This window comes from Enterococcus sp. 2G9_DIV0600, from assembly GCF_002140615.1.
GTDB classification, from domain to species: Bacteria; Bacillota; Bacilli; order Lactobacillales; family Enterococcaceae; genus Enterococcus_D; species Enterococcus_D innesii.
In genome coordinates this window covers 1,287,749-1,305,583 of sequence record NZ_NGLL01000001.1, presented here as the reverse complement: position 1 = coordinate 1,305,583, position 17,835 = coordinate 1,287,749, and the positions used below count along the sequence as shown (strand labels likewise).

17 protein-coding genes are annotated in these 17,835 nt (G+C 44.7%); 8 read left to right on the top strand and 9 right to left on the bottom strand.

What is annotated here, in order from left to right; all coding sequences use genetic code 11:
* Positions 1-7 precede the first annotated feature (7 nt).
* Positions 8-1,471, bottom strand: coding sequence for a glycoside hydrolase family 1 protein (locus tag A5870_RS06200; protein WP_086292137.1), 1,464 nt, complete (start codon positions 1,469-1,471; stop codon positions 8-10).
* A 47-nt stretch (positions 1,472-1,518) separates the two neighbouring features.
* Positions 1,519-3,351, bottom strand: a complete 1,833-nt coding sequence (locus A5870_RS06195) for a beta-glucoside-specific PTS transporter subunit IIABC (protein WP_086292136.1) — start codon at positions 3,349-3,351, stop codon at positions 1,519-1,521.
* Between the two features lie 336 nt (positions 3,352-3,687).
* Here A5870_RS06195 and A5870_RS06190 point away from each other — a divergent pair, with 336 nt between their 5' ends.
* The 8 genes from A5870_RS06190 to A5870_RS06155 all read left to right on the top strand — a co-directional run bounded on the left by A5870_RS06190 (position 3,688) and on the right by A5870_RS06155 (position 11,005).
* Entirely contained in the window at positions 3,688-4,611 is a 924-nt protein-coding gene (locus tag A5870_RS06190; protein WP_086292135.1) for a dihydrodipicolinate synthase family protein, read from the top strand.
* Positions 4,601-5,260 (top strand): HD domain-containing protein, encoded by a 660-nt coding sequence (locus tag A5870_RS06185; protein ID WP_005225715.1) that lies wholly within the window; start codon positions 4,601-4,603, stop codon positions 5,258-5,260. Before A5870_RS06190 ends, A5870_RS06185 begins: the two co-directional genes overlap by 11 nt.
* Positions 5,261-5,574: 314 nt before the next feature.
* Entirely contained in the window at positions 5,575-6,639 is a 1,065-nt protein-coding gene (locus A5870_RS06180) for an ABC transporter permease (protein WP_005235249.1), read from the top strand.
* A gap of 11 nt (positions 6,640-6,650) precedes the next feature.
* A complete protein-coding gene (locus tag A5870_RS06175) occupies positions 6,651-7,367 on the top strand; it encodes an ABC transporter ATP-binding protein (RefSeq protein ID WP_005225713.1) in 717 nt (238 codons plus the stop codon).
* Positions 7,364-8,851, top strand: a complete 1,488-nt coding sequence (locus A5870_RS06170; RefSeq protein ID WP_005235239.1) for a phytoene desaturase family protein — start codon at positions 7,364-7,366, stop codon at positions 8,849-8,851. Before A5870_RS06175 ends, A5870_RS06170 begins: the two co-directional genes overlap by 4 nt.
* On the top strand, positions 8,841-9,764 hold the full coding sequence (locus A5870_RS06165; protein WP_086292134.1) for a phytoene/squalene synthase family protein: 924 nt from the start codon (positions 8,841-8,843) through the stop codon (positions 9,762-9,764). The genes A5870_RS06170 and A5870_RS06165 overlap by 11 nt, the downstream gene beginning before the upstream one ends.
* 2 nt (positions 9,765-9,766) lie before the next feature.
* Entirely contained in the window at positions 9,767-10,327 is a 561-nt protein-coding gene (locus A5870_RS06160) for a TetR/AcrR family transcriptional regulator (protein ID WP_010747950.1), read from the top strand.
* 99 nt (positions 10,328-10,426) lie between these two features.
* A complete protein-coding gene (locus tag A5870_RS06155; RefSeq protein WP_170924019.1) occupies positions 10,427-11,005 on the top strand; it encodes a TMEM175 family protein in 579 nt (192 codons plus the stop codon).
* A gap of 106 nt (positions 11,006-11,111) precedes the next feature.
* Here A5870_RS06155 and A5870_RS06150 read toward each other — a convergent pair whose 3' ends face one another.
* Genes A5870_RS06150 through A5870_RS06120 form a run of 7 tightly spaced genes read right to left on the bottom strand, consistent with a single transcriptional unit; the run spans position 11,112 to position 17,759 of the window.
* Positions 11,112-12,122: a sugar kinase gene (locus tag A5870_RS06150; protein ID WP_086292132.1), complete on the bottom strand. Its 1,011-nt coding sequence runs from the start codon at positions 12,120-12,122 to the stop codon at positions 11,112-11,114.
* A gap of 9 nt (positions 12,123-12,131) precedes the next feature.
* Positions 12,132-12,881 carry a 2-dehydro-3-deoxy-phosphogluconate aldolase gene (gene dagF / locus A5870_RS06145; RefSeq protein WP_086292131.1) on the bottom strand — a complete coding sequence of 250 codons (750 nt, stop codon included), beginning with the start codon at positions 12,879-12,881 and terminating at the stop codon, positions 12,132-12,134.
* A complete protein-coding gene (locus A5870_RS06140) occupies positions 12,878-13,984 on the bottom strand; it encodes a DgaE family pyridoxal phosphate-dependent ammonia lyase (RefSeq protein ID WP_086292130.1) in 1,107 nt (368 codons plus the stop codon). Before A5870_RS06140 ends, dagF begins: the two co-directional genes overlap by 4 nt.
* Positions 13,968-15,080: an amidohydrolase/deacetylase family metallohydrolase gene (locus A5870_RS06135; protein WP_086292129.1), complete on the bottom strand. Its 1,113-nt coding sequence runs from the start codon at positions 15,078-15,080 to the stop codon at positions 13,968-13,970. The genes A5870_RS06140 and A5870_RS06135 overlap by 17 nt, the downstream gene beginning before the upstream one ends.
* 4 nt (positions 15,081-15,084) lie before the next feature.
* Positions 15,085-16,179: a DUF871 domain-containing protein gene (locus A5870_RS06130; RefSeq protein ID WP_086292128.1), complete on the bottom strand. Its 1,095-nt coding sequence runs from the start codon at positions 16,177-16,179 to the stop codon at positions 15,085-15,087.
* A gap of 1 nt (position 16,180) precedes the next feature.
* Positions 16,181-16,432: a hypothetical protein gene (locus A5870_RS06125; protein WP_005225703.1), complete on the bottom strand. Its 252-nt coding sequence runs from the start codon at positions 16,430-16,432 to the stop codon at positions 16,181-16,183.
* A gap of 28 nt (positions 16,433-16,460) precedes the next feature.
* Positions 16,461-17,759, bottom strand: a complete 1,299-nt coding sequence (locus A5870_RS06120; RefSeq protein WP_005225702.1) for a PTS sugar transporter subunit IIC — start codon at positions 17,757-17,759, stop codon at positions 16,461-16,463.
* Positions 17,760-17,835: the final 76 nt, after the last annotated feature.

The following is a 17,835-nucleotide window of genomic DNA, read 5'->3' as shown; positions in this document are numbered from 1 at the left end:
TCACTGTTTATTCTGCCAAACTTGCGCCATTGGTGGCGATCACTTCTTTGTACCAGTCGAAGGAATCTTTTTTCAAACGGTCATAACTGCCATTACCTTCATCATCGGCATCCACATAAATGAAGCCATAACGTTTCGTCACTTGTGAAGTCCCCGCACTGACCAGATCGATCGGTGCCCATGAAGTATAACCAATCAAATCGACCCCTTCATCGATGGCTTCCTTCATTTCTTTGAAATGTGCCTTGAAATAATCGACCCGATACGGATCATGCACGTGCCCATCTTCGAGGATATCAATGGCCCCCATGCCATTTTCAACGATCATCAATGGCACTTGATACCGATCATACAATGAAAGCAAGGAGATTTTCAAGCCTTTAGGATCGATCTGCCAGCCCCATTCAGTTGATGGCAGCTTGGGATTTTTCACTCCTAAAACTGTATTACCTGGCGTCCGTTCGGCATTTGGATCACCTGATTCAGCCATAGACATATAATAGCTAAAGGAGAGAAAATCAACGGTGTGATCTTTTAAGATTTGGCGGTCTTCTGGTGCCATTTCAATCTTGATGCCGCGCTTTTCCAGATCTTTTTCAATCATTCGCGGATAAGCACCTTTGACTTGAACGTCTGCATAGAAATCATTTTCTAAGTTTTTCTTTAAGGTCAATTCAACATCCAGTGGGTCACAAGTCAATGGATAGGTCATCAACTTCGTGATCATACAGCCGACTTTGTTGTCAGGATTTATCTCATGGGCGATATTGGTCACTAATGAACTGGCCACAAATTGATGATGAAGGGCTTGATACACATCTTGCTCTTCCTTGCCAGCTTCTGATTGCTCAGGAATGAGGCCTGCTGTCGTAAAGGGATGACGATGGATACTGTCGATTTCGTTAAAGGTCAACCAGTACTCCACGTATTCCCCGAATTCTTCAAAACAGACGGTTGCAAAGCGGACAAAGTCATCGATCACTTTGCGTTCCACCCAGCCATTATACTTTAAGCTCAGCGCTAGCGGCATCTCATAGTGAGACAACGTTACGATCGGTTTGATCCCCAAGCGCTGCATTTCTTGGAAGACATTGCGGTAAAAAGCGATCCCTTCTGGATTGGGTGTCGTTTCTTCCCCGGTTGGGAACAAGCGGGTCCACGCAATCGACAGGCGTAGTACTTTAAAGCCCATTTCCGCAAACAAAGCCAAATCTTCTGGATAGCGATGATAGAAATCGATCCCTCGGCGCTTTGGATAAATGGCATCCGTTTGATCCGCCATTGCTTCTTTGACGGCAGCAACAGTCACACTCATGTGTGCTGCATAGTTTTTCACGTCGACATGCGGTTTGTAAGTCGCTACATCTGCCACCGACAAACCTTTGCCGCCAAGATTCCAACCTCCTTCTACTTGATTTGCGGCGATAGCGCCGCCCCATAAGAAGTCCTTTGGAAAAGTTGTTTTAGTCATTTGTTCAATCTCCTTTTTACATTGTTTTTGTTGCATTGCTCATTTGTTTAGACGAGCGGTGCGATCGATAGGACACCATGGTCGCTTTGATCATCGGTTGATTCGATCGTTTTGACCGTAAAGTTTTCTTGATTGGTGACCACACAGATCACGATTGGATCAAAACCAGCTGCTTTGATAGCCTCGAGATCAAATTGGATCAGGGGTTGCCCTTGTTTCACTTGATCCCCCGCTTTTACATAAGGGGTAAAGTGTTTGCCTTCTAATTGAACGGTATCCAAGCCGATATGAAAGAGCAATTCTGCGCCATTACGGGTTTTTAACCCGATCGCATGGTTGGTTTCAAACAACATCGTGATCTCGCCATCTTCTGGTGCGATCAATTCGCCAGACGTCGGGATGATCCCGAACCCTTCTCCGATCATACCACTTGAAAAGACTTCATCGTTGACTTCAGAGAGGGCTACCACTTGGCCTTCTACTGGTTTACTCAATACTTCGGCTTTCGGATCGGCAACAGTCGTCTTATTTTCTACTACTTTGTCTTTGAATAAGAAAAGGACAAGGACAAAAGAAACAGCAAAGGATACCCCTAACGTGACCAAAGCCCACACAAGATTCATCGGGTTGGCTTCATCCACGAACATAGTGATACTTGCTAGACCAGGGCCAACTAATGCGAAGGCCTTGATGGCAAACAAACCAGCCACCGCTCCACCAACTAGGCTGGAAGCCATCACGCCGTAAAGCACTCGTTTATGCAGGATCGTCACCCCATACAAAGCAGGTTCGGTGATGCCAAAAAGGGCGGAGATGCCTGCAGAAACAGCGGTTGAACGAAGTTTTTGGTCTTTGGTCCGAACACTCACCGCAAAACAAGCACCAGCTTCTGCAATGTTATGTGCCAATGAGGCAGGCAAGTATAACAGCTCTGCCCCCATCTCACTCATGGACGAAACAGCATAGGGAATCATGGCTTTGTGCATACCGGTAACCACCATCAATGGTAAAACAGCGGCTAAGATCCCTGTTGCCACCCAACCTAAATGGGCATACAGCCAAATGATCGCTGCTGAAAAAATCGTTCCGACTTCAAAGCCTAGTGGGCCTAAAATCAATAAAGCAATTGGAACCGTAATAACCAAGCTCATCATCGGAACAAAGAAGATACGGATCGGTTTTGGTGAGATTCGGGTAAACAGCTTTTCAATTTGAGCGTAAAATAAAACCGTTAAAATGGCTGGAAATACTTGTGACGCATAGGCGATATTTTGTAAACCGAAGCCCATGAACGCTGCGCCATCTGTCAATAGTGTCGTTAGGTCAGGCAAAATCAAGGCACCAACAGCGGAAACCGCCACCAATTGGTTGACCTTTAATTTATTTGCCGTGGTGATCGCCACTAAAATCGGTAAGAAATACAATGGTGCGCCACCGATCAGATTCAAAATTTGATACGTCTGGCTCGTATTGTCCATCAATCCAGTGACAGAAGCAAGTAATAGTAAGGATTTCAAGACGCCCCCACCAGCGACCGCTGGAATCAACGGTTGAAAAATCGAGATAATAAAATCAAGCAGGACCGCCCCCCACGATTGTTTTTGTTTCGCTTCACTTCCTCCATCCGCTGTTAGCTCATGACCTAACACGTTCATAACCTCATCATACACTTCGACGACATCATTGCCGATGATGACTTGGCATTGGACATTTTGGCGCACGCCGATCACGCCAGCGACTTTTTCCAAGGCATCTTTTTGTACGAGGTTATTGTCCTTTAAGGTAAAGCGCAAGCGGGTGGAGCAATGTTCCAAATGTGCGATATTTTCTTTTCCGCCAATCAACTCAACGATGGCAGTTGCCGTTTCTTTTACATTCATAATTTTCTTCTCCTTTAATTAGTTTTCCTTTGTTGGCCAAACAAAGAAAAAAGCAGGCAGTACCTACAAAAACATTGAACGGAATCCAACGATCCCTTCCATGTTTTTTATAGGTCCTGCCTGCATTACCAGTCACATGCCTGTTTTATTACTTGCATAATACCATGCTTTTTTTGAAAACGCAACCACCGTTTTAAAAATATTTTGCTAAGCCTTTTGCTGAAACGAGAAGTTTGCTACACTTAGTGGATAATCAGTTGTTTCGTCTTCCTTGGCTTGCACCAGAAGCAAGAAGAACATCGCTGGCTAAACGTATCACAAGAAAGGATGAATCGGATGACTTCATTGAATCACTCATTGCATGTTGCCGTCCCAACAGCATTTGATCATGCAGAAAGACTTGACACGAAAAGAACGATCGCTCATATCTTGCAACTGCAAAAGCAAGGGATCAAATCGGTTTTGGTGTGCGGCTCCACCGGTGAACAGCACTCATTGACCTTAACAGAAAAAAAACAGCTTCTACATGCCTTAGCGCAAGAAACCAGCTGGGCAGCCGATTTCGAAGTCCTCTTCGGTTTAGCTGGCATCGTATTTCATGAAACGCTCGCGTTGGCAGAAGCAGTCAGCAAAAATCCCCGAATCGATGGTGTGGTTTTAGGCTTTCCCCCTTATCTTTGCCTGACCCAAAAGGAATCCGTGCTCTATGCTCAGGGATTGATCCATACTTGCGAAAAACCAGTTATTTTATACAACAATCCCCGCCGCACGGGCTTTGATTTATCTGCAGAAAGCCTCTTGACCTTGATCGCTGACCCTCGGGTGATCGGCTTAAAAGAAGCTGGCAGGAAGGAGCGAGTGCCTCAACTAAAAACAAAGACGGCTGCCGATTTTCGTTTTTATGCTGGTGGTGAAGCGGACTTGGCGGAAAAGGTCGCACTAGGGTTTAACGGGCTGTCATCAATGGCAGGAAACCTTTGTCCCAAGGAGATCCAGGTGATTTGGCAGGGCTTATTGAAAGGTGATGCAACGATTTCTACGTCGAATGAATGGCAGAATATGGAACAAGCAGCTGCTGGCGATCCAACCAATACTATCAGTTACCTTCCGTGGCTCAAGCAGCAAATCACCATTGATGGACAGCCCTTTGGCTTTTGTCGTCAGCCGCTAGGTCTAGCAACAATTGATCGGTTTGGCACTGGCTCAATTCCCCCTCATCTAGCACATGAAAGGCAGGAGAACCAGACAAATGAAGATTGATGCACCGATTGATCCACAACTAAAGCACTATATTGAAAGCTCCATCATCCCGCAATACAACCAATTGGATAGCAGTCACTCCCCAGCGCACGTCCACCAAGTGATCCAAAATAGTTTTGAAATTGCTGAAACATTGCCCGTTGACCTGAATATCGTCTATACGGTAGCTGCCTACCATGATATCGGCTTGCTCTATGGCCGCAAAAACCACGAAAGCAATTCCCGCAAGATCGTTGAACAAGATGCTGTGTTGCCACGCTTTTTCTCTCCTCCAGTCATTTCAATGATCGGCGAAGCTGTAGAAGATCATCGCGCCTCGCTGCCCTATGAGCCTCGCTCGCTTTATGGCAAAATTATTTCCGAAGCCGATCGCGACTTAGATTTTGAGCGAATCCTCAAGCGAACCTTGCTTTTTGCTTATGAGAAAAAGCAGCTGACAGATTTAGAACAATTGCATCATGAAGCGTATCAGTACATTTCAAAGAAATACGGTCCTCAAAGTGAGCTGAAGGTTTGGTTGGATTATCGCAAAAACCAAGACGGTTTGGCGATCATCTATCAAAAATTAGCACAACCTGAAAGCTTCCGTCACTCCTTTGAAAAAATCGTGCCGTTAGTTATCGCTACAAGCAAAGAAACTGACGATTGACACTTTGATCCAGCACCAGACTTCAAATAGGAACCCTCTGATTCAGCGCCGCAGTTGTGTCTGCACTGAATCAGAGGGCTTTTACTGTTATTCTAAACGTTCTTTCTCCACTAAAATCCCCCGCCCCTTCGCTGCTCCTACGCGTCTATTCAAATCAAAGGGCAGCAAGTGGTTTTCTTCAATCAACAGACGCCCCTTCTAAATAACCTTCCTTTTTTCACCGAATTTACTCTTTGTAAGCAAGATAGTTTGCTGAAAATAAAAAAAATGGTATTTTTATTTTATCAAGTGATAAAATATTAGGAGGAATCGTTATGTTTTTGGCAATCAATGAAATACGCCATTCCAAATTGCGTTACGCCCTAGTCACAGGGGTCATGTTTTTAATCGCCTATTTGGTCTTTTTTTTAACTGGGTTAGCTTATGGGTTGGCTCAAGATAATCGGATGGCGGTCGACAAATGGGAGGCAGATCAAATTTTGTTGACCGAAGAAGCAAATGATAATTTAAACATGTCGATGCTTCCTCGCAGTCTTTATGATGAAGTCGATGCACCAGAAAAAGCAGTTTTGGCGCAAACCGCTGGAGTTGTGACCAAAGAAGACAACGGTGAAAAAGTCGATGTCACCTTTTTCGGCATTGATCCAGATCAATTTTTAGCACCCAATATTACCGATGGCGAGATGTTTGCTTCAGATGATGAAGCGGTCGCCGACAGCAGTATTGAGGAAGAATACGGGATTTCCATTGGTGACACCATCAAATTAGCAGGCAGTGACAAAAAATTGAAAATCGTCGGTTTTACAGATAACGCCCGCTTCAGTGTCGCTCCGGTCCTCTACACCTCGATCGGTGCTTATCAAGAAATTCGTTTTGAAAAAGAAGATGATTCTGAAAATGCCCGTATCAACGCGATCGTGACTCGCGGCAAAATCAAAGAAGTGCCAGATGATCTGGTCGCTACGGATATCAGCAAATTTATTAATGAATTGCCTGGTTACAACGCACAAGTGCTGACCTTTGGCTTTATGATCGGGTTCTTGATCGTGATCGCTGCCATCGTTATCGGTATTTTTATCTATGTGCTAACGATGCAAAAATCAGAAATTTTTGGTGTCATGAAAGCTCAAGGGATCTCTAGCCGCTACATTGCTTTTTCGGTGATCGCCCAAACGTTCTTATTGGCAACCTCGGGTGTTTTGATCGGTGGTTTGGCAACGATCGGTACCGCCCTCGTGTTACCTGCGGCAGTGCCATTCCAAATCAATCTATTATTCTTTGCTAGTATCAGTGTCATGATGATTCTGATCGCGATGCTAGGTGCTTTCTTCTCGGTGCGAACGATTGTAAAAATCGACCCATTGAAAGCAATCGGATAGGAGGAAAAAACATGAGTGCCATTGAATTCAAACAAGTCAAAAAATCATTTAAAGATGGGGACGCGACAATTGAAGCCTTGAAAGAAACCAACTTTTCGGTAGAAAAAGGCGAATTTGTCGCCATCATCGGTCCTTCTGGCTCTGGGAAAAGTACCTTTCTAACGATCGCCGGTGGTCTGCAAGCCCCCTCTGAAGGCGAAGTGTTTATCAATGACGAACCCTTCAGTAAACAAAAAGAAAAGCAACGGGCAAAAACTCGTTTCAAAAAGATCGGCTTTATTTTACAAGCTTCCAACCTTGTCCCTTTTTTGACGGTCAAAAAGCAACTCCAATTAGTGGATAAGGTCAGCAAAGAAACCCAAGAGCAATCAGCAACTGAATTGTTTGAACAACTTGGGATCGAAAAGCTGCAGAACAAATACCCCGATGAACTTTCTGGTGGTGAAAGACAGCGTGTGGCTATTGCCCGAGCGCTCTATCATGATCCCACCATCATATTGGCAGATGAACCAACGGCGAGTCTTGATTCAAAAAAAGCCGTCGAAGTCGTCAAAATCTTAGCAAAAGAAACCAAAGAAAAACAAAAAGCCACCATTATGGTGACCCATGATACCCGTTTAACAGATTATTGTGATCGGGTTCTCGTCATGAAAGATGGCGTTTTAGAAGAAAAAGAACACACGAAAAAAGAAGCCGAATCAGATGATTCGCAGAAGGAGCAAGCATGAAAAAAATTATTGTTGTCGGTGCGGGCGTGTCAGGATTAGCTGCTGCTGTCCGTTTGCAAAAACTTGGCTATGACGTCACCCTCTACGAAAAAGAAGGTCAACCTGGGGGCAAAATGAATCAGATCAAGGAAAACGGCTTTACCTTTGATGTGGGCCCCACCATCGTGATGATGCCTGAAATTTATCGTGAAGTGTTTGAATTTGCTGGCGTTGATCCGAATGACTATATTCCTATGGAGAAAGTCGATCCGATGCTGCAGCTGTATTTTGCCCAAGACGAACCGCTGACCTTCTCAAATGACTTAGTAGAATTGACCAAAACGCTAGAAGCGATCTCAGAAGAAGATGCTCAAGGCTATTTTGCCTTTTTAGCAGATATTTACAAACGCTATGTGATCGCCAAAGAGTCCTTCATCACCAAGTCGTTTCGGACATGGCGAGATTTTTACAATCCCAAATCATTATGGGCAGGGTTAAAGCTGCGAACGTTTAGTGACGCCTACTCTTCCATTTCTAAATTTGTCAAAGATGATCGCCTGCGTAAATCATTGGCGTTTCAAACCTTGTATATCGGTGTCTCCCCTTACCAAGGGCCGTCCCTTTATACGATCATCCCTATGATCGAGTTGATGTATGGGGTCTATTTCATCAAAGGCGGCATGTATACGTTAGCCACTGGTATGGCACGTTTGTTCCAAGAATTAGGCGGTACGATCCATTACAATACGCCGATCGATGAATTATTGATCGAAAACAAGCAAACCAAAGGCGTTCGTGTCAATGGAGAAACGATCACCGCAGATGCCGTGATTTGTGCGGCTGATTTTCCTTATGCTATGGAAAGCTTGATTCCTGATGAATCAAAACGCGGCAAATACACCAATCAAAAAATCGCTTCGATGGATTATTCTTGTTCTTGTTTCTTGCTTTATTTAGGTCTGGACAAAAAATATGAGGATAGCGCACTCCACAGCATTTATTTTGCCAATGATTTCAAACGCAATGTAGATGATCTTTTCGAGGCTGGTAAGCTGCCAGAAGATCCTTCCTTCTACTTGTATCGTCCAACCCTGAAAGATGCTTCCTTAGCACCTGATGGTCAAGAAGGTCTTTATGTTTTAGTCCCAGTACCTGAATTATCTAAATTTGATCAATGGACGGATGAAACGATCCAAAGCTACCGCCAGCAGATCATTGGATTATTAAAAGAAAAAACGATCTTTACGGATATTGATGAACACATCGTGTATGAAAAAATGTATACGCCAGATACGTTCAATGACCGCTTCAATGCCTACAACGGTGCGACATTTGGCTTGAAACCAACCTTGGCGCAAAGCAATTACTATCGTCCCCATAATAAATTTGATTATGCAGAAGGCCTATACTTCTGCGGCAGCAGTACGCATCCGGGAGCGGGTGTGCCAATCGTGATGCAAAGTGCCAAGTTAGCTGTGGAGGAGTTGTTAAAAGATGACCGTTAAATCATTAAGCGTCTTTGATGAATACGACAACGATTTTTTATACTGTGAGGCCATCATAAAAAAGCATTCGAAAAATTTCCATACCGCCTTTTCTCAATTGCCAAAAGACAAAGCCCGCGCCGTCTATGCCGTCTACGCCTTTTGCCGACGTGCCGATGATGCCGTCGATGAAAAGCAAGATCCTTTGTTGATCGAAGCCATGAAAAAACGCTTGGAAGAAATGCAAAAACAAGTTTCAGACGATGCGATCGACTTGTCGCAAGCCGTCAAGGAAGAAGATCCTGATGAAGCCATTTGGCGGGCATTGACCCTTTCTTTCCAACAGTTTGATCTGCAATTTCAACCCTTTTTCGACCTATTGGTGGGGCAAAAACAAGACCTTGACTTCCAGCAGCCCACCTCTGAAAAAGAGCTTTCTGACTATAGTTACTACGTAGCTGGCAGTGTAGGTCTGATGCTCTTGCCGATTCTCTCGCAAGCAGCCGCTGCGATTCAAGAGCCCGCCATCAAATTGGGTGAAGCGATGCAGCGCACCAATATTTTACGTGATATTGGCGAGGATCTGCGGATGGGCCGCATCTATTTGCCGCAAACGGTCTTGGCGCAATACAACCTTTCGCGAGAGGCTTTAGCAGCTGGTAATCAAAACCCACAGTTTATCGAGATGTGGGAACACGAGGCGCAACTGGCAGAGACGCTTTATCAAGAATCTTTTGTCATGATGCCGCAAATCGATGAAGATTGCCGTGAAGCTCTATTAGCAGCTGCTTTGATCTATCGGGAAATCTTGACTGTGATTCGCAAAAACAACTATCAAGTATTTGCTGAAAAAACAGCGGTACCGAAACAACGGAAAATCCAACTTTTGTTCACCGCGAAAAAAATGCTTCGTCAGGAACGTTGGGAGGGCTGACTTTGAACTTGCGGGAAAAAATATTACGAGTCGCAGAAAACCTGTTTATGCAGCAGGGGTATCAAGCAACTTCTACTAGACAGATCGCAGAAGCCGTCGGCATCACCCAACCCAATCTTTATTATCACTTCAAAGGCAAAGAAGCCATCTATTATGAAGTGATGGTCTCTTTGGCACAAGAGGTTTCTGGAAAGCTAAATCAGACCGTTGAAGATACTTCCTTGACGATCTCTGAAAAAATCTTGAACATGTTTCTTTTTTTAAGAAGTCGGCATCGCATCAATTTTTATATGATGATGCACGACATTCAGCATACCGTTTCTGAGGATACTTCAAAAAAACTCTACTTGCTTTGGCGGAAAAATTACAAGGAACCGTTTCTTGACTTGTTTCGTCGCAGCGATTCCAATCTCCGTTCGGATGTCGACCCAGAATTTGTCACCAGTCAATTGTTAGTACTGATGGCGGCTCATTTGGACTCACCAGAAAAAGAAGACAAGATGCCAGAAGCGATCGATTTGTTTTTATTCGGTGCACTAGGCAATGGGCCAATTGCGAAATAGCTGGAACGTTGGCTTTTGTCCCGAGAATAATCATTCGACGAATTTCTGACAATCGCGTACACTGATCCAGTAAACAGAAACTTAAAAGGATGGATGTACATGTCAAAAAATCGAATCGAAGCCTTTACCGATGCGGTCATTGCGATCGTAATGACCTTATTAGTATTGGAATTGCACCAGCCCGAAGGCGATACCTTTGCTTCTTTTTTAGGAGTGGAACAGCAATTTATTATTTATTTGATCAGCTTTGTGATGTTAGCGATCTACTGGAACAATCACCATCATCTATTTCAAGTAGTATCTAAAATCGACGGTTGGACCTTGTGGGCGAATCATTTATTGATCCTGGCACTGACCCTCTTTCCTTTCGTGACGTCATGGGTCAGTCGTTATCCAGTCGCTCTTGCCCCTCAGCTGCTATACGGGGCTGTCATATTATTGACGGATTTTAGCTATTTCTTAGTCGGAAAGATGTTGGTTCGTGCCAATCCTGACAATCAAGCCATCGTAGAACTGTTTCGCGGATACAAGAAACTCTATTTTACATTGTTTATCAATGTGCTAGCATTGCTCCTCGGCTGGCTGATCCATCCCCTATTCATCATCACGCTGGATAGTCTCGTGCTATTGTTGTGGGTGATCCCTGAAAAAAAAGTAGAAACCTTTTTAAAACAATAAAAACACTTGCGTCCTTCTCATAAAAACGATGGATGATTGCGCAAAAGTAGCCGATTGGTCTACTTTTGCGCAGCCATCCATCAAGAGAAGGACGCAAGTGTTTTTTCTAGCGAATCAAGTCTTTCCCAGGTGCCTGTAAGACTTGTTCCACTTGTTCTTTGGTGGTTAAGGGGACATCTCCCAGCATCGTATGAGCCAATACTGCATTCGTGATTGCAAAATCAGCGGTGCGTTGGAGTGACCATTTTTCGGCATAGCCTAATAATACGCCAGCGGCATAGGCATCCCCTGCCCCGATCCGATCCAAGACTTGCAGCAGTTGTGGTGCCGTTTCATAGGCATCCTGTGCCGTAATGATCCTTCCGCTGATAAACTGCTTGTCTTCCACGGCTAGACGCCGTGTCCCGCAGAACCATTCTAGTTGATACTGGTCAATAAAGGATTGGATCAACGCAAGCTCGGCGCCTTCGGTTTCCTTTAAGGGATAAGCCAACAGCTCCTCCAAGTCACGGACAGAGCCGAAAACTAGGTCGCAATAAGGCAGGATCGTTTCATACCGCTGTTTCAGTACCTCCCGATTCAATTCATCATTCAAGCTTGGTCGGAAGTTGAAATCAAAGCAGACGCGAATCTGCTTGGCATGGGCCTGTTTTGCCAAAGCCAAAGCTGTTTGCCAAGTTTTCTCAGTCAAACTAAGTGAGATCCCGCAAATATGAATGAGATCCACCGTTTCTAAAAACCCATCGATGGCATATTCTTCTGGACCAGAAACGCCAAAGGAACTATGATGGCGATTTTGATACGTCACATAGGTCGGACGAGCGCCGTAGCCGATCTCGGCGAAATAACTGCCGATATGACTATGACTATATTTTTTGCCAACAAATGCCGTTTGAATCCCATAGGAACGCAAGCTGGCTTTTGCCGTATCTCCTAATCGGTTGGCTGGCACTTGTGTCAGCATCGAGGTGGTCAAGCCGAAATGCGCCAAATTGCCTAACAGATTGACCCCTGTTCCTGTAAAATCCATCCGCAAAGAGTGGGTCTGTTCCAATGTTCGATATTCTGGTGGCGTCAACCGCATCATTACCTCACCGTAAGCACCGATCCGCATCATTGATCCCCCCTATTTGGCTGCTGCCAGTACTTTTTTCGTCATTTCTGCTAATGTCTGTACATCTTCAGGGCGTGTGTCCCCTGTTTCGCCATCGATGATCGAGCTGTAAATATGGGGAATGATTTTTTTCACGCCTGCATCAACAGCGATCTGCAAGATTTCTTCAAAGTTTTCTAAATCGATGCCGCCGGTCGGTTCCAAATAAAAATCATTCGCAGCACAAGCCTCTGCTACTGCTTGATACTCTGCTTTATGAGCCAACCCTTTCATTGGAAAATACTTGATAGAACTAGCCCCCATGTCTTTTAATAAAGCGATCGCTGTTTCGACTGGGACTTCTACAGCTGGGGTTTGTGAACTCAATGGTCCAGTAGCAATATTGACATAGCCGACTTTTCCGGTTGGTGAAACAAGGGCATTGACGATCGTTTCAGATTGTCCTAACAAAGCTCGTGAGGTACCCGCCCCCGTGAATACTTGGTTAACATGCTGTGGCTGTAGAACAGCGGAAATTCGGGAGACCATTTCACTTTGGTTGGGGTCGCCAGCACCAAGCCCTACAGAAAGGGCATTTTTTGTTGCCGCTTGATAATTTTTCATGTCAGCGATGGCTGCTTCATCGCTAGCATAATTTTTTGATAAAACACCTAGGACGATGTTGCCCTCTGCTGCTTCATAACAAGCTTTCGCATTTTCGATGGAGTTTGCTAACACATTTAGACAGACACGGTCAGCGAAATAATTGGGTGAAGTTTTCATTTTTGGGTTGCTCCTAACATAATTTCTTGTAAACGATCGGTGATCACTGCCATTTCTTGTTCATTGACTGCTCGGATATCAAATTCAATAATGCCGTTATTGGCTTGGTACTCACGAGTATAAATCGCTGGTTCTCCTGCTTTTAGCGCGTCGATCACTGCTTTGGCACTTGGTTCTTTCACTTTGACACTGGCCCGATAAATATCTCTGCCAGCGCTGTCTTGAACGATTTTTGCTTCTAAACCAGTGATTTCATTGATTGCCGCAATAAATGGTTGAAGGCGCTCTTGCATCGAAGCGCCAGATTCTGTTCCCTCCGCTAGATAATCCGTCACGGCTTGGGTAAATCCGAGAATATTGTCTTTACCGATTTTCATTGCTCGACCAATCCCTTTGGATTGCAGGCGTACCCAAGAGACATAGGGCTGCTTGCCGATCACTAAGCCAGCACTTGGTCCTGACAGTGCTTTCGCACCTGAATAGATCACTAAATCAGCACCGGCTTGGGTATAGGCAAACAAATCTTCCTCAGCAGCCGCATCAACGATCAATGGAAGATCGTGTGCCTTGGCAACTTGGGCCGTTTCTGCTACTGTCAACATACTTTTTTGAACGGTGTGATGACTCTTTATGTAGAGGATCGCCGCCGTTTCGGGCGTGATCATCTGTTCAATGTGTTCGGGTGTACACATATTGGCATAACCTGCTTCCACGACCTTCCCACCGCCTTGTGCCACCATCACTTCCACTGGTGTACCATAATCTACGTTGTGGCCTTTGGGCAAAATGATCTCCCGCTTACTGATTTTCTCACTATATGGATGGTACAAATGATAGCTGTCGCCTTGACCGATGAGCGCCGCCACTGATTGGGCGATCCCCGCTGAAGCGGAAGAAACGATCTGTGCATCTTCCGTTTTCAACAATTCTGCTAAATAGGCTCCGGTTTTTTCTGCTAGATCTGCCATTTCAAAGAAATGCTCCCCGCCGTAGCGCTGGGCTGCAAGCACACTTTCGCTGACTTTCGAGACACCTAGAATCGTCATTTTGCCAGAAGCATTGATGACTTCTTTCAAGCCTAATTCTTCAATATTCAGTGTCAAAAAGTTCCCCTCCTATCACCGCTTTTTGCGGCACGATCTGTTGTGTCGTGATTCGGCGATTGCCGTTAGAATCCGTCAATTCCTTTTCGCCCGCTTCAAAGCGGAAAATCGTAAAATCAGCATCATATCCCAATGCGATCTCGCCTTTGTTCTGTAAATGAAATTGCTTCGCAGGGGCACTGGTCACCTTCTCGATGATCTCACGCCAATCATACCCTACGACCGCTAATTTTTCCATAGTCGTCGCTAAATCAAAGACTGGTCCATTAGTACGATTGCGAATGTAGATATCTGTACTAATGGAAGAAGCCTTCAGCTGATTGGCAAAGGCTGTCTCCGCCACGTCAAAATTGAAACTGTCTGTCCCATGACCAATATCGAAGACCAAGCCTTTTTCATAGGCAGCAAAGACGTAAGGCTTGATGGTATGGTTCGTCTGATCCAAAATCCCATTGGCTTTGCCGTTAAAGCAATGGGTCACCACATCGCCTGTTTCCAATTCAGCGAGAATCTCTGCTAAATTCGGTGGTGCTGAACCAATATGGACCATCAAAGGCAGCGGTTGATTTTCAGCTTGGATCGTTTTCGCTAATTTCAACGGCGTGATGCCATTTTCGCCGATCACCGTTTTGCTCATTCGGGCTTTGATCCCGACGATAAAGTCAGGAAACTTCTGCAGCGCTTCTTTGACCAATTCTTTTTTGACTTTTGACAGATCCGCAAGTTCATCCTGCTCTACGATCCCCCATTTGGAAATGTTGACTAAAGCAAAGACATTGGTTTTGGCTTCTTTGGCTAAATCATAAAACCGATGGATATTTTCGGCGCCAGTCGTCCCCGCATCAATAACGGTCGTGACGCCTTGTTTGACACCGATCTCGTCTGGATAATCATAATAGAGCGTCATTTCCTCGAAACAATGGACATGGTCATCGATCCAACCAGCTGACAAGAACTCCCCTTCTGCTAAGGTCAGCTCTTGTTTCGCCTGCTCCTGCAACGTGGGTGCCAGAGCAGTGATTTTCCCGTCTTGAATCCCAATATCAAATACTTCTTCATCGATCGTGCGGGCTTGACGAATAATCAAATCAAACATTTCGTTACACCTTCCTCTCTGTGAAAGTGAATTTCGACCAAGGATGGATAAAGGGCAGCAGAACTAACTCTTGTTCGACGATCGAACCGATTTTATTTTTTCGTGGATCTGAGTGAGGCTCTAGCACGACTTGCAGCTCGTTTTTGTACTTGCCAAAACGATCATTGCCAATCACAACGTCCCCTCGTTGAAAGACGCCTTCGTGGTCATGGACAGGATTGTCATGGTTCTTATACTTTTTACGAACTTCTGTAGAACGGATCATCCGATCGGTGATGTCGCCTCGACGGTAATGCTGCTCGTTCAGGGCGATTTGGCGTTCAACTTCATTGATTTCAGGCACAAATTCAATAGCAAATGCAGTCTGGTAGCGATCAATCGCTCCTAGCGCTGCCAATTCTGCTTCAGAAGCATAAGCATTTCCGATAATGACATCGTCGATCAGGCCTGTGGCAAACAAATGCTTTGCGGCAGTTTCTACAGGCATTTTCCGGTGCATTTCTAAGGTCGGTAAGCCATCATTGATATCCCAAGGTCCGATCGTTCCCGTTTTAGAAGAGATAAATGCGGCGGTTCGAATGCCTTTTTCCTTGAAACGACGACTGCATTTTTCAAAGAAATCATAGGGCAAGGCAGTCCCTTCTTGCGGATAGAAATTGTGGCAGCCATATAAGTAAGGAATGTTGGCTTGATAGGTCAAAATATTGTCTAAATACGCCACATCATTGCTCATATTCAATTCAACAGCTAAGCCAAAGGGATTGTAGGTCAACATCGCTTCTTTATTGCCGTCAAAGCCTAAATCTAAACGAATCCCATCGGCACCTAGTTCATGGAAAAAGGTCAAGTCATCATAGGAGATGCCTAGTTCCGAAAAGATGGCTGGTGCCACGTCTAAAATCGTTTCATAGCCTAATCCTTTGGCAAAATCAATCAACGCTTTAAACTTTTTCTGCACATTTTCTTTGCCGTCACTTACTTCCAGCATACTCATAAAAATGCGGCTAAAGCCATAATCATGGGCTAATTGCAGATAGGCTTTGTCTGTTTCAAAATCACTGTGATCGGGATACACCGATACTCCTAGTTGTCTTTTCAACTTATCTCATCCTCATTTCTTCATAAAAAGCAGTAAAACGTGTCAGTAAAAGCGAACTGCAAACAATCGTCGCCGTTATCGTCAAAAATGGTCCCCACGGAAACTGACGGCTCAGTAGGATCGCTGCAGCAACGCCAAGAATCCCGAACAAAAGCATCCGCCAAAACGGCACTTCTTGAATTTTTTTCCCTTGTGCTGATTTTGTTAACCAAATTTGACAACCAAAAAATAAACAAATGGCATAAATCCCCATGTTTGCACCTCACTCTTTTTTGTCTTGCTTAAGCGGCTGTTTCTTCTTCTTGTTCGCGGGCAATCTGCTGTTTCTCAAAGACTTTAAAGAATGGGTAGTAGATTGCGAGTGTGATAAAGAAGTTGACGATTACTAAAATCGCTGCTGCGATACTCCAGTCCGTACTCATCCAGGCGGCGATTGGTGCTGGAATGGCAAACCCAAGTCTGGCAGCCATCATCGGTACGACACCCGTAATAGTCGCGAAGTAAGAAATCGTTGTCGTAATCAATGGTGCCACCAAGAACGGAATGCCTAAGATTGGGTTCATTACGATCGGTGCACCGAAAATCACTGGTTCATTGATATTGAATAAGCCTGGCAAGATGGACAAACGGCCCAATTGTTTCAAGTATTTTGATTTGGAGAAGAAGAACAAAACGACCAACGCTAAGGTCGTACCGGCTCCACCGATCCAGACGAACCATTGTAAAAATTGTTCCGTAAAAATATTAGGCAATTCATGCGCATTGCCAGATGCTTGGAACGCTTCCATATTTTCAGCGATGGAAATATCCCAGAATGGACGAATGACAGGACCCATGATGGCTGGTCCATGAATCCCCAGTACCCAGAAGAAACAGATCAAGAAGACAGTCAATAAGCCACCAAACAAGCTGTTACCAGCTAGCACGTCTTTTAACGGCATCAACAAGTTACTTAAAAAGCCATTGATATCAAAGCCTAACATATGACGGATCACCCAGAACAATATCAGGATCGCACCTCCAGGAATCAACGCCATGAATGAATTCGTCACTTCTGGTGGCACGCCATCTGGCATTTTGATGGTAATGTTTTTTACGATAAAGAAACGATAGATTTCAACGGACAAGATCGCCGTGACGATCGCGCCAAACAAAGAGCCTGACCCTAAATTTGCCACATTGATATAACGTCCCGCATCAATGATGCCTTCCACAGAATCAAAGACTCGCAACGGTGGTGCAGCGGTTACAAGAAAGGACATCGTTGCTAAGATACCCGCAGTCAATGAATCCAGCTTGTAGCTTTTTGCTAGCGATGAAGCAATCCCATACGTTGCATACAATGCCAATAATCCGACTGTATAACGAAAGGGAATATCCAAAACTTCCCGATACGGTTCGATCACCGCAGCGACTGATTCGATGGGAAAATTCAGCAAGATCGTGAAGAAAGACCCAACGATCGTTAACGGTAACGTAGCGATGATCCCCTTACGAATCGCTACCATGTGCCGTTGCATCCCCACTTTATTTGCAATCGGCATCAACTTCTGTTCAATAAATTCTACAAACCCTTTCATAATTGCCTCCTTAGTTTATAACATTATAATGTTTATACAAGGATAATAGCACAGAGCTTCCTTTGAGTAAATATGT

Coding starts and splice junctions, on each gene's coding strand:
- A5870_RS06200 (WP_086292137.1), bottom strand. CDS start 1,471: ATGACTAAAACAACTTTTCCAAAGGACTTCTTATGGGGCGGCGCTATC.
- A5870_RS06195 (WP_086292136.1), bottom strand. CDS start 3,351: ATGAATGTAAAAGAAACGGCAACTGCCATCGTTGAGTTGATTGGCGGA.
- A5870_RS06190 (WP_086292135.1), top strand. CDS start 3,688: ATGACTTCATTGAATCACTCATTGCATGTTGCCGTCCCAACAGCATTT.
- A5870_RS06185 (WP_005225715.1), top strand. CDS start 4,601: ATGAAGATTGATGCACCGATTGATCCACAACTAAAGCACTATATTGAA.
- A5870_RS06180 (WP_005235249.1), top strand. CDS start 5,575: ATGTTTTTGGCAATCAATGAAATACGCCATTCCAAATTGCGTTACGCC.
- A5870_RS06175 (WP_005225713.1), top strand. CDS start 6,651: ATGAGTGCCATTGAATTCAAACAAGTCAAAAAATCATTTAAAGATGGG.
- A5870_RS06170 (WP_005235239.1), top strand. CDS start 7,364: ATGAAAAAAATTATTGTTGTCGGTGCGGGCGTGTCAGGATTAGCTGCT.
- A5870_RS06165 (WP_086292134.1), top strand. CDS start 8,841: ATGACCGTTAAATCATTAAGCGTCTTTGATGAATACGACAACGATTTT.
- A5870_RS06155 (WP_170924019.1), top strand. CDS start 10,427: ATGTCAAAAAATCGAATCGAAGCCTTTACCGATGCGGTCATTGCGATC.
- A5870_RS06150 (WP_086292132.1), bottom strand. CDS start 12,122: ATGATGCGGATCGGTGCTTACGGTGAGGTAATGATGCGGTTGACGCCA.
- dagF (WP_086292131.1), bottom strand. CDS start 12,881: ATGAAAACTTCACCCAATTATTTCGCTGACCGTGTCTGTCTAAATGTG.
- A5870_RS06135 (WP_086292129.1), bottom strand. CDS start 15,080: ATGTTTGATTTGATTATTCGTCAAGCCCGCACGATCGATGAAGAAGTA.
- A5870_RS06125 (WP_005225703.1), bottom strand. CDS start 16,432: ATGGGGATTTATGCCATTTGTTTATTTTTTGGTTGTCAAATTTGGTTA.
- A5870_RS06120 (WP_005225702.1), bottom strand. CDS start 17,759: ATGAAAGGGTTTGTAGAATTTATTGAACAGAAGTTGATGCCGATTGCA.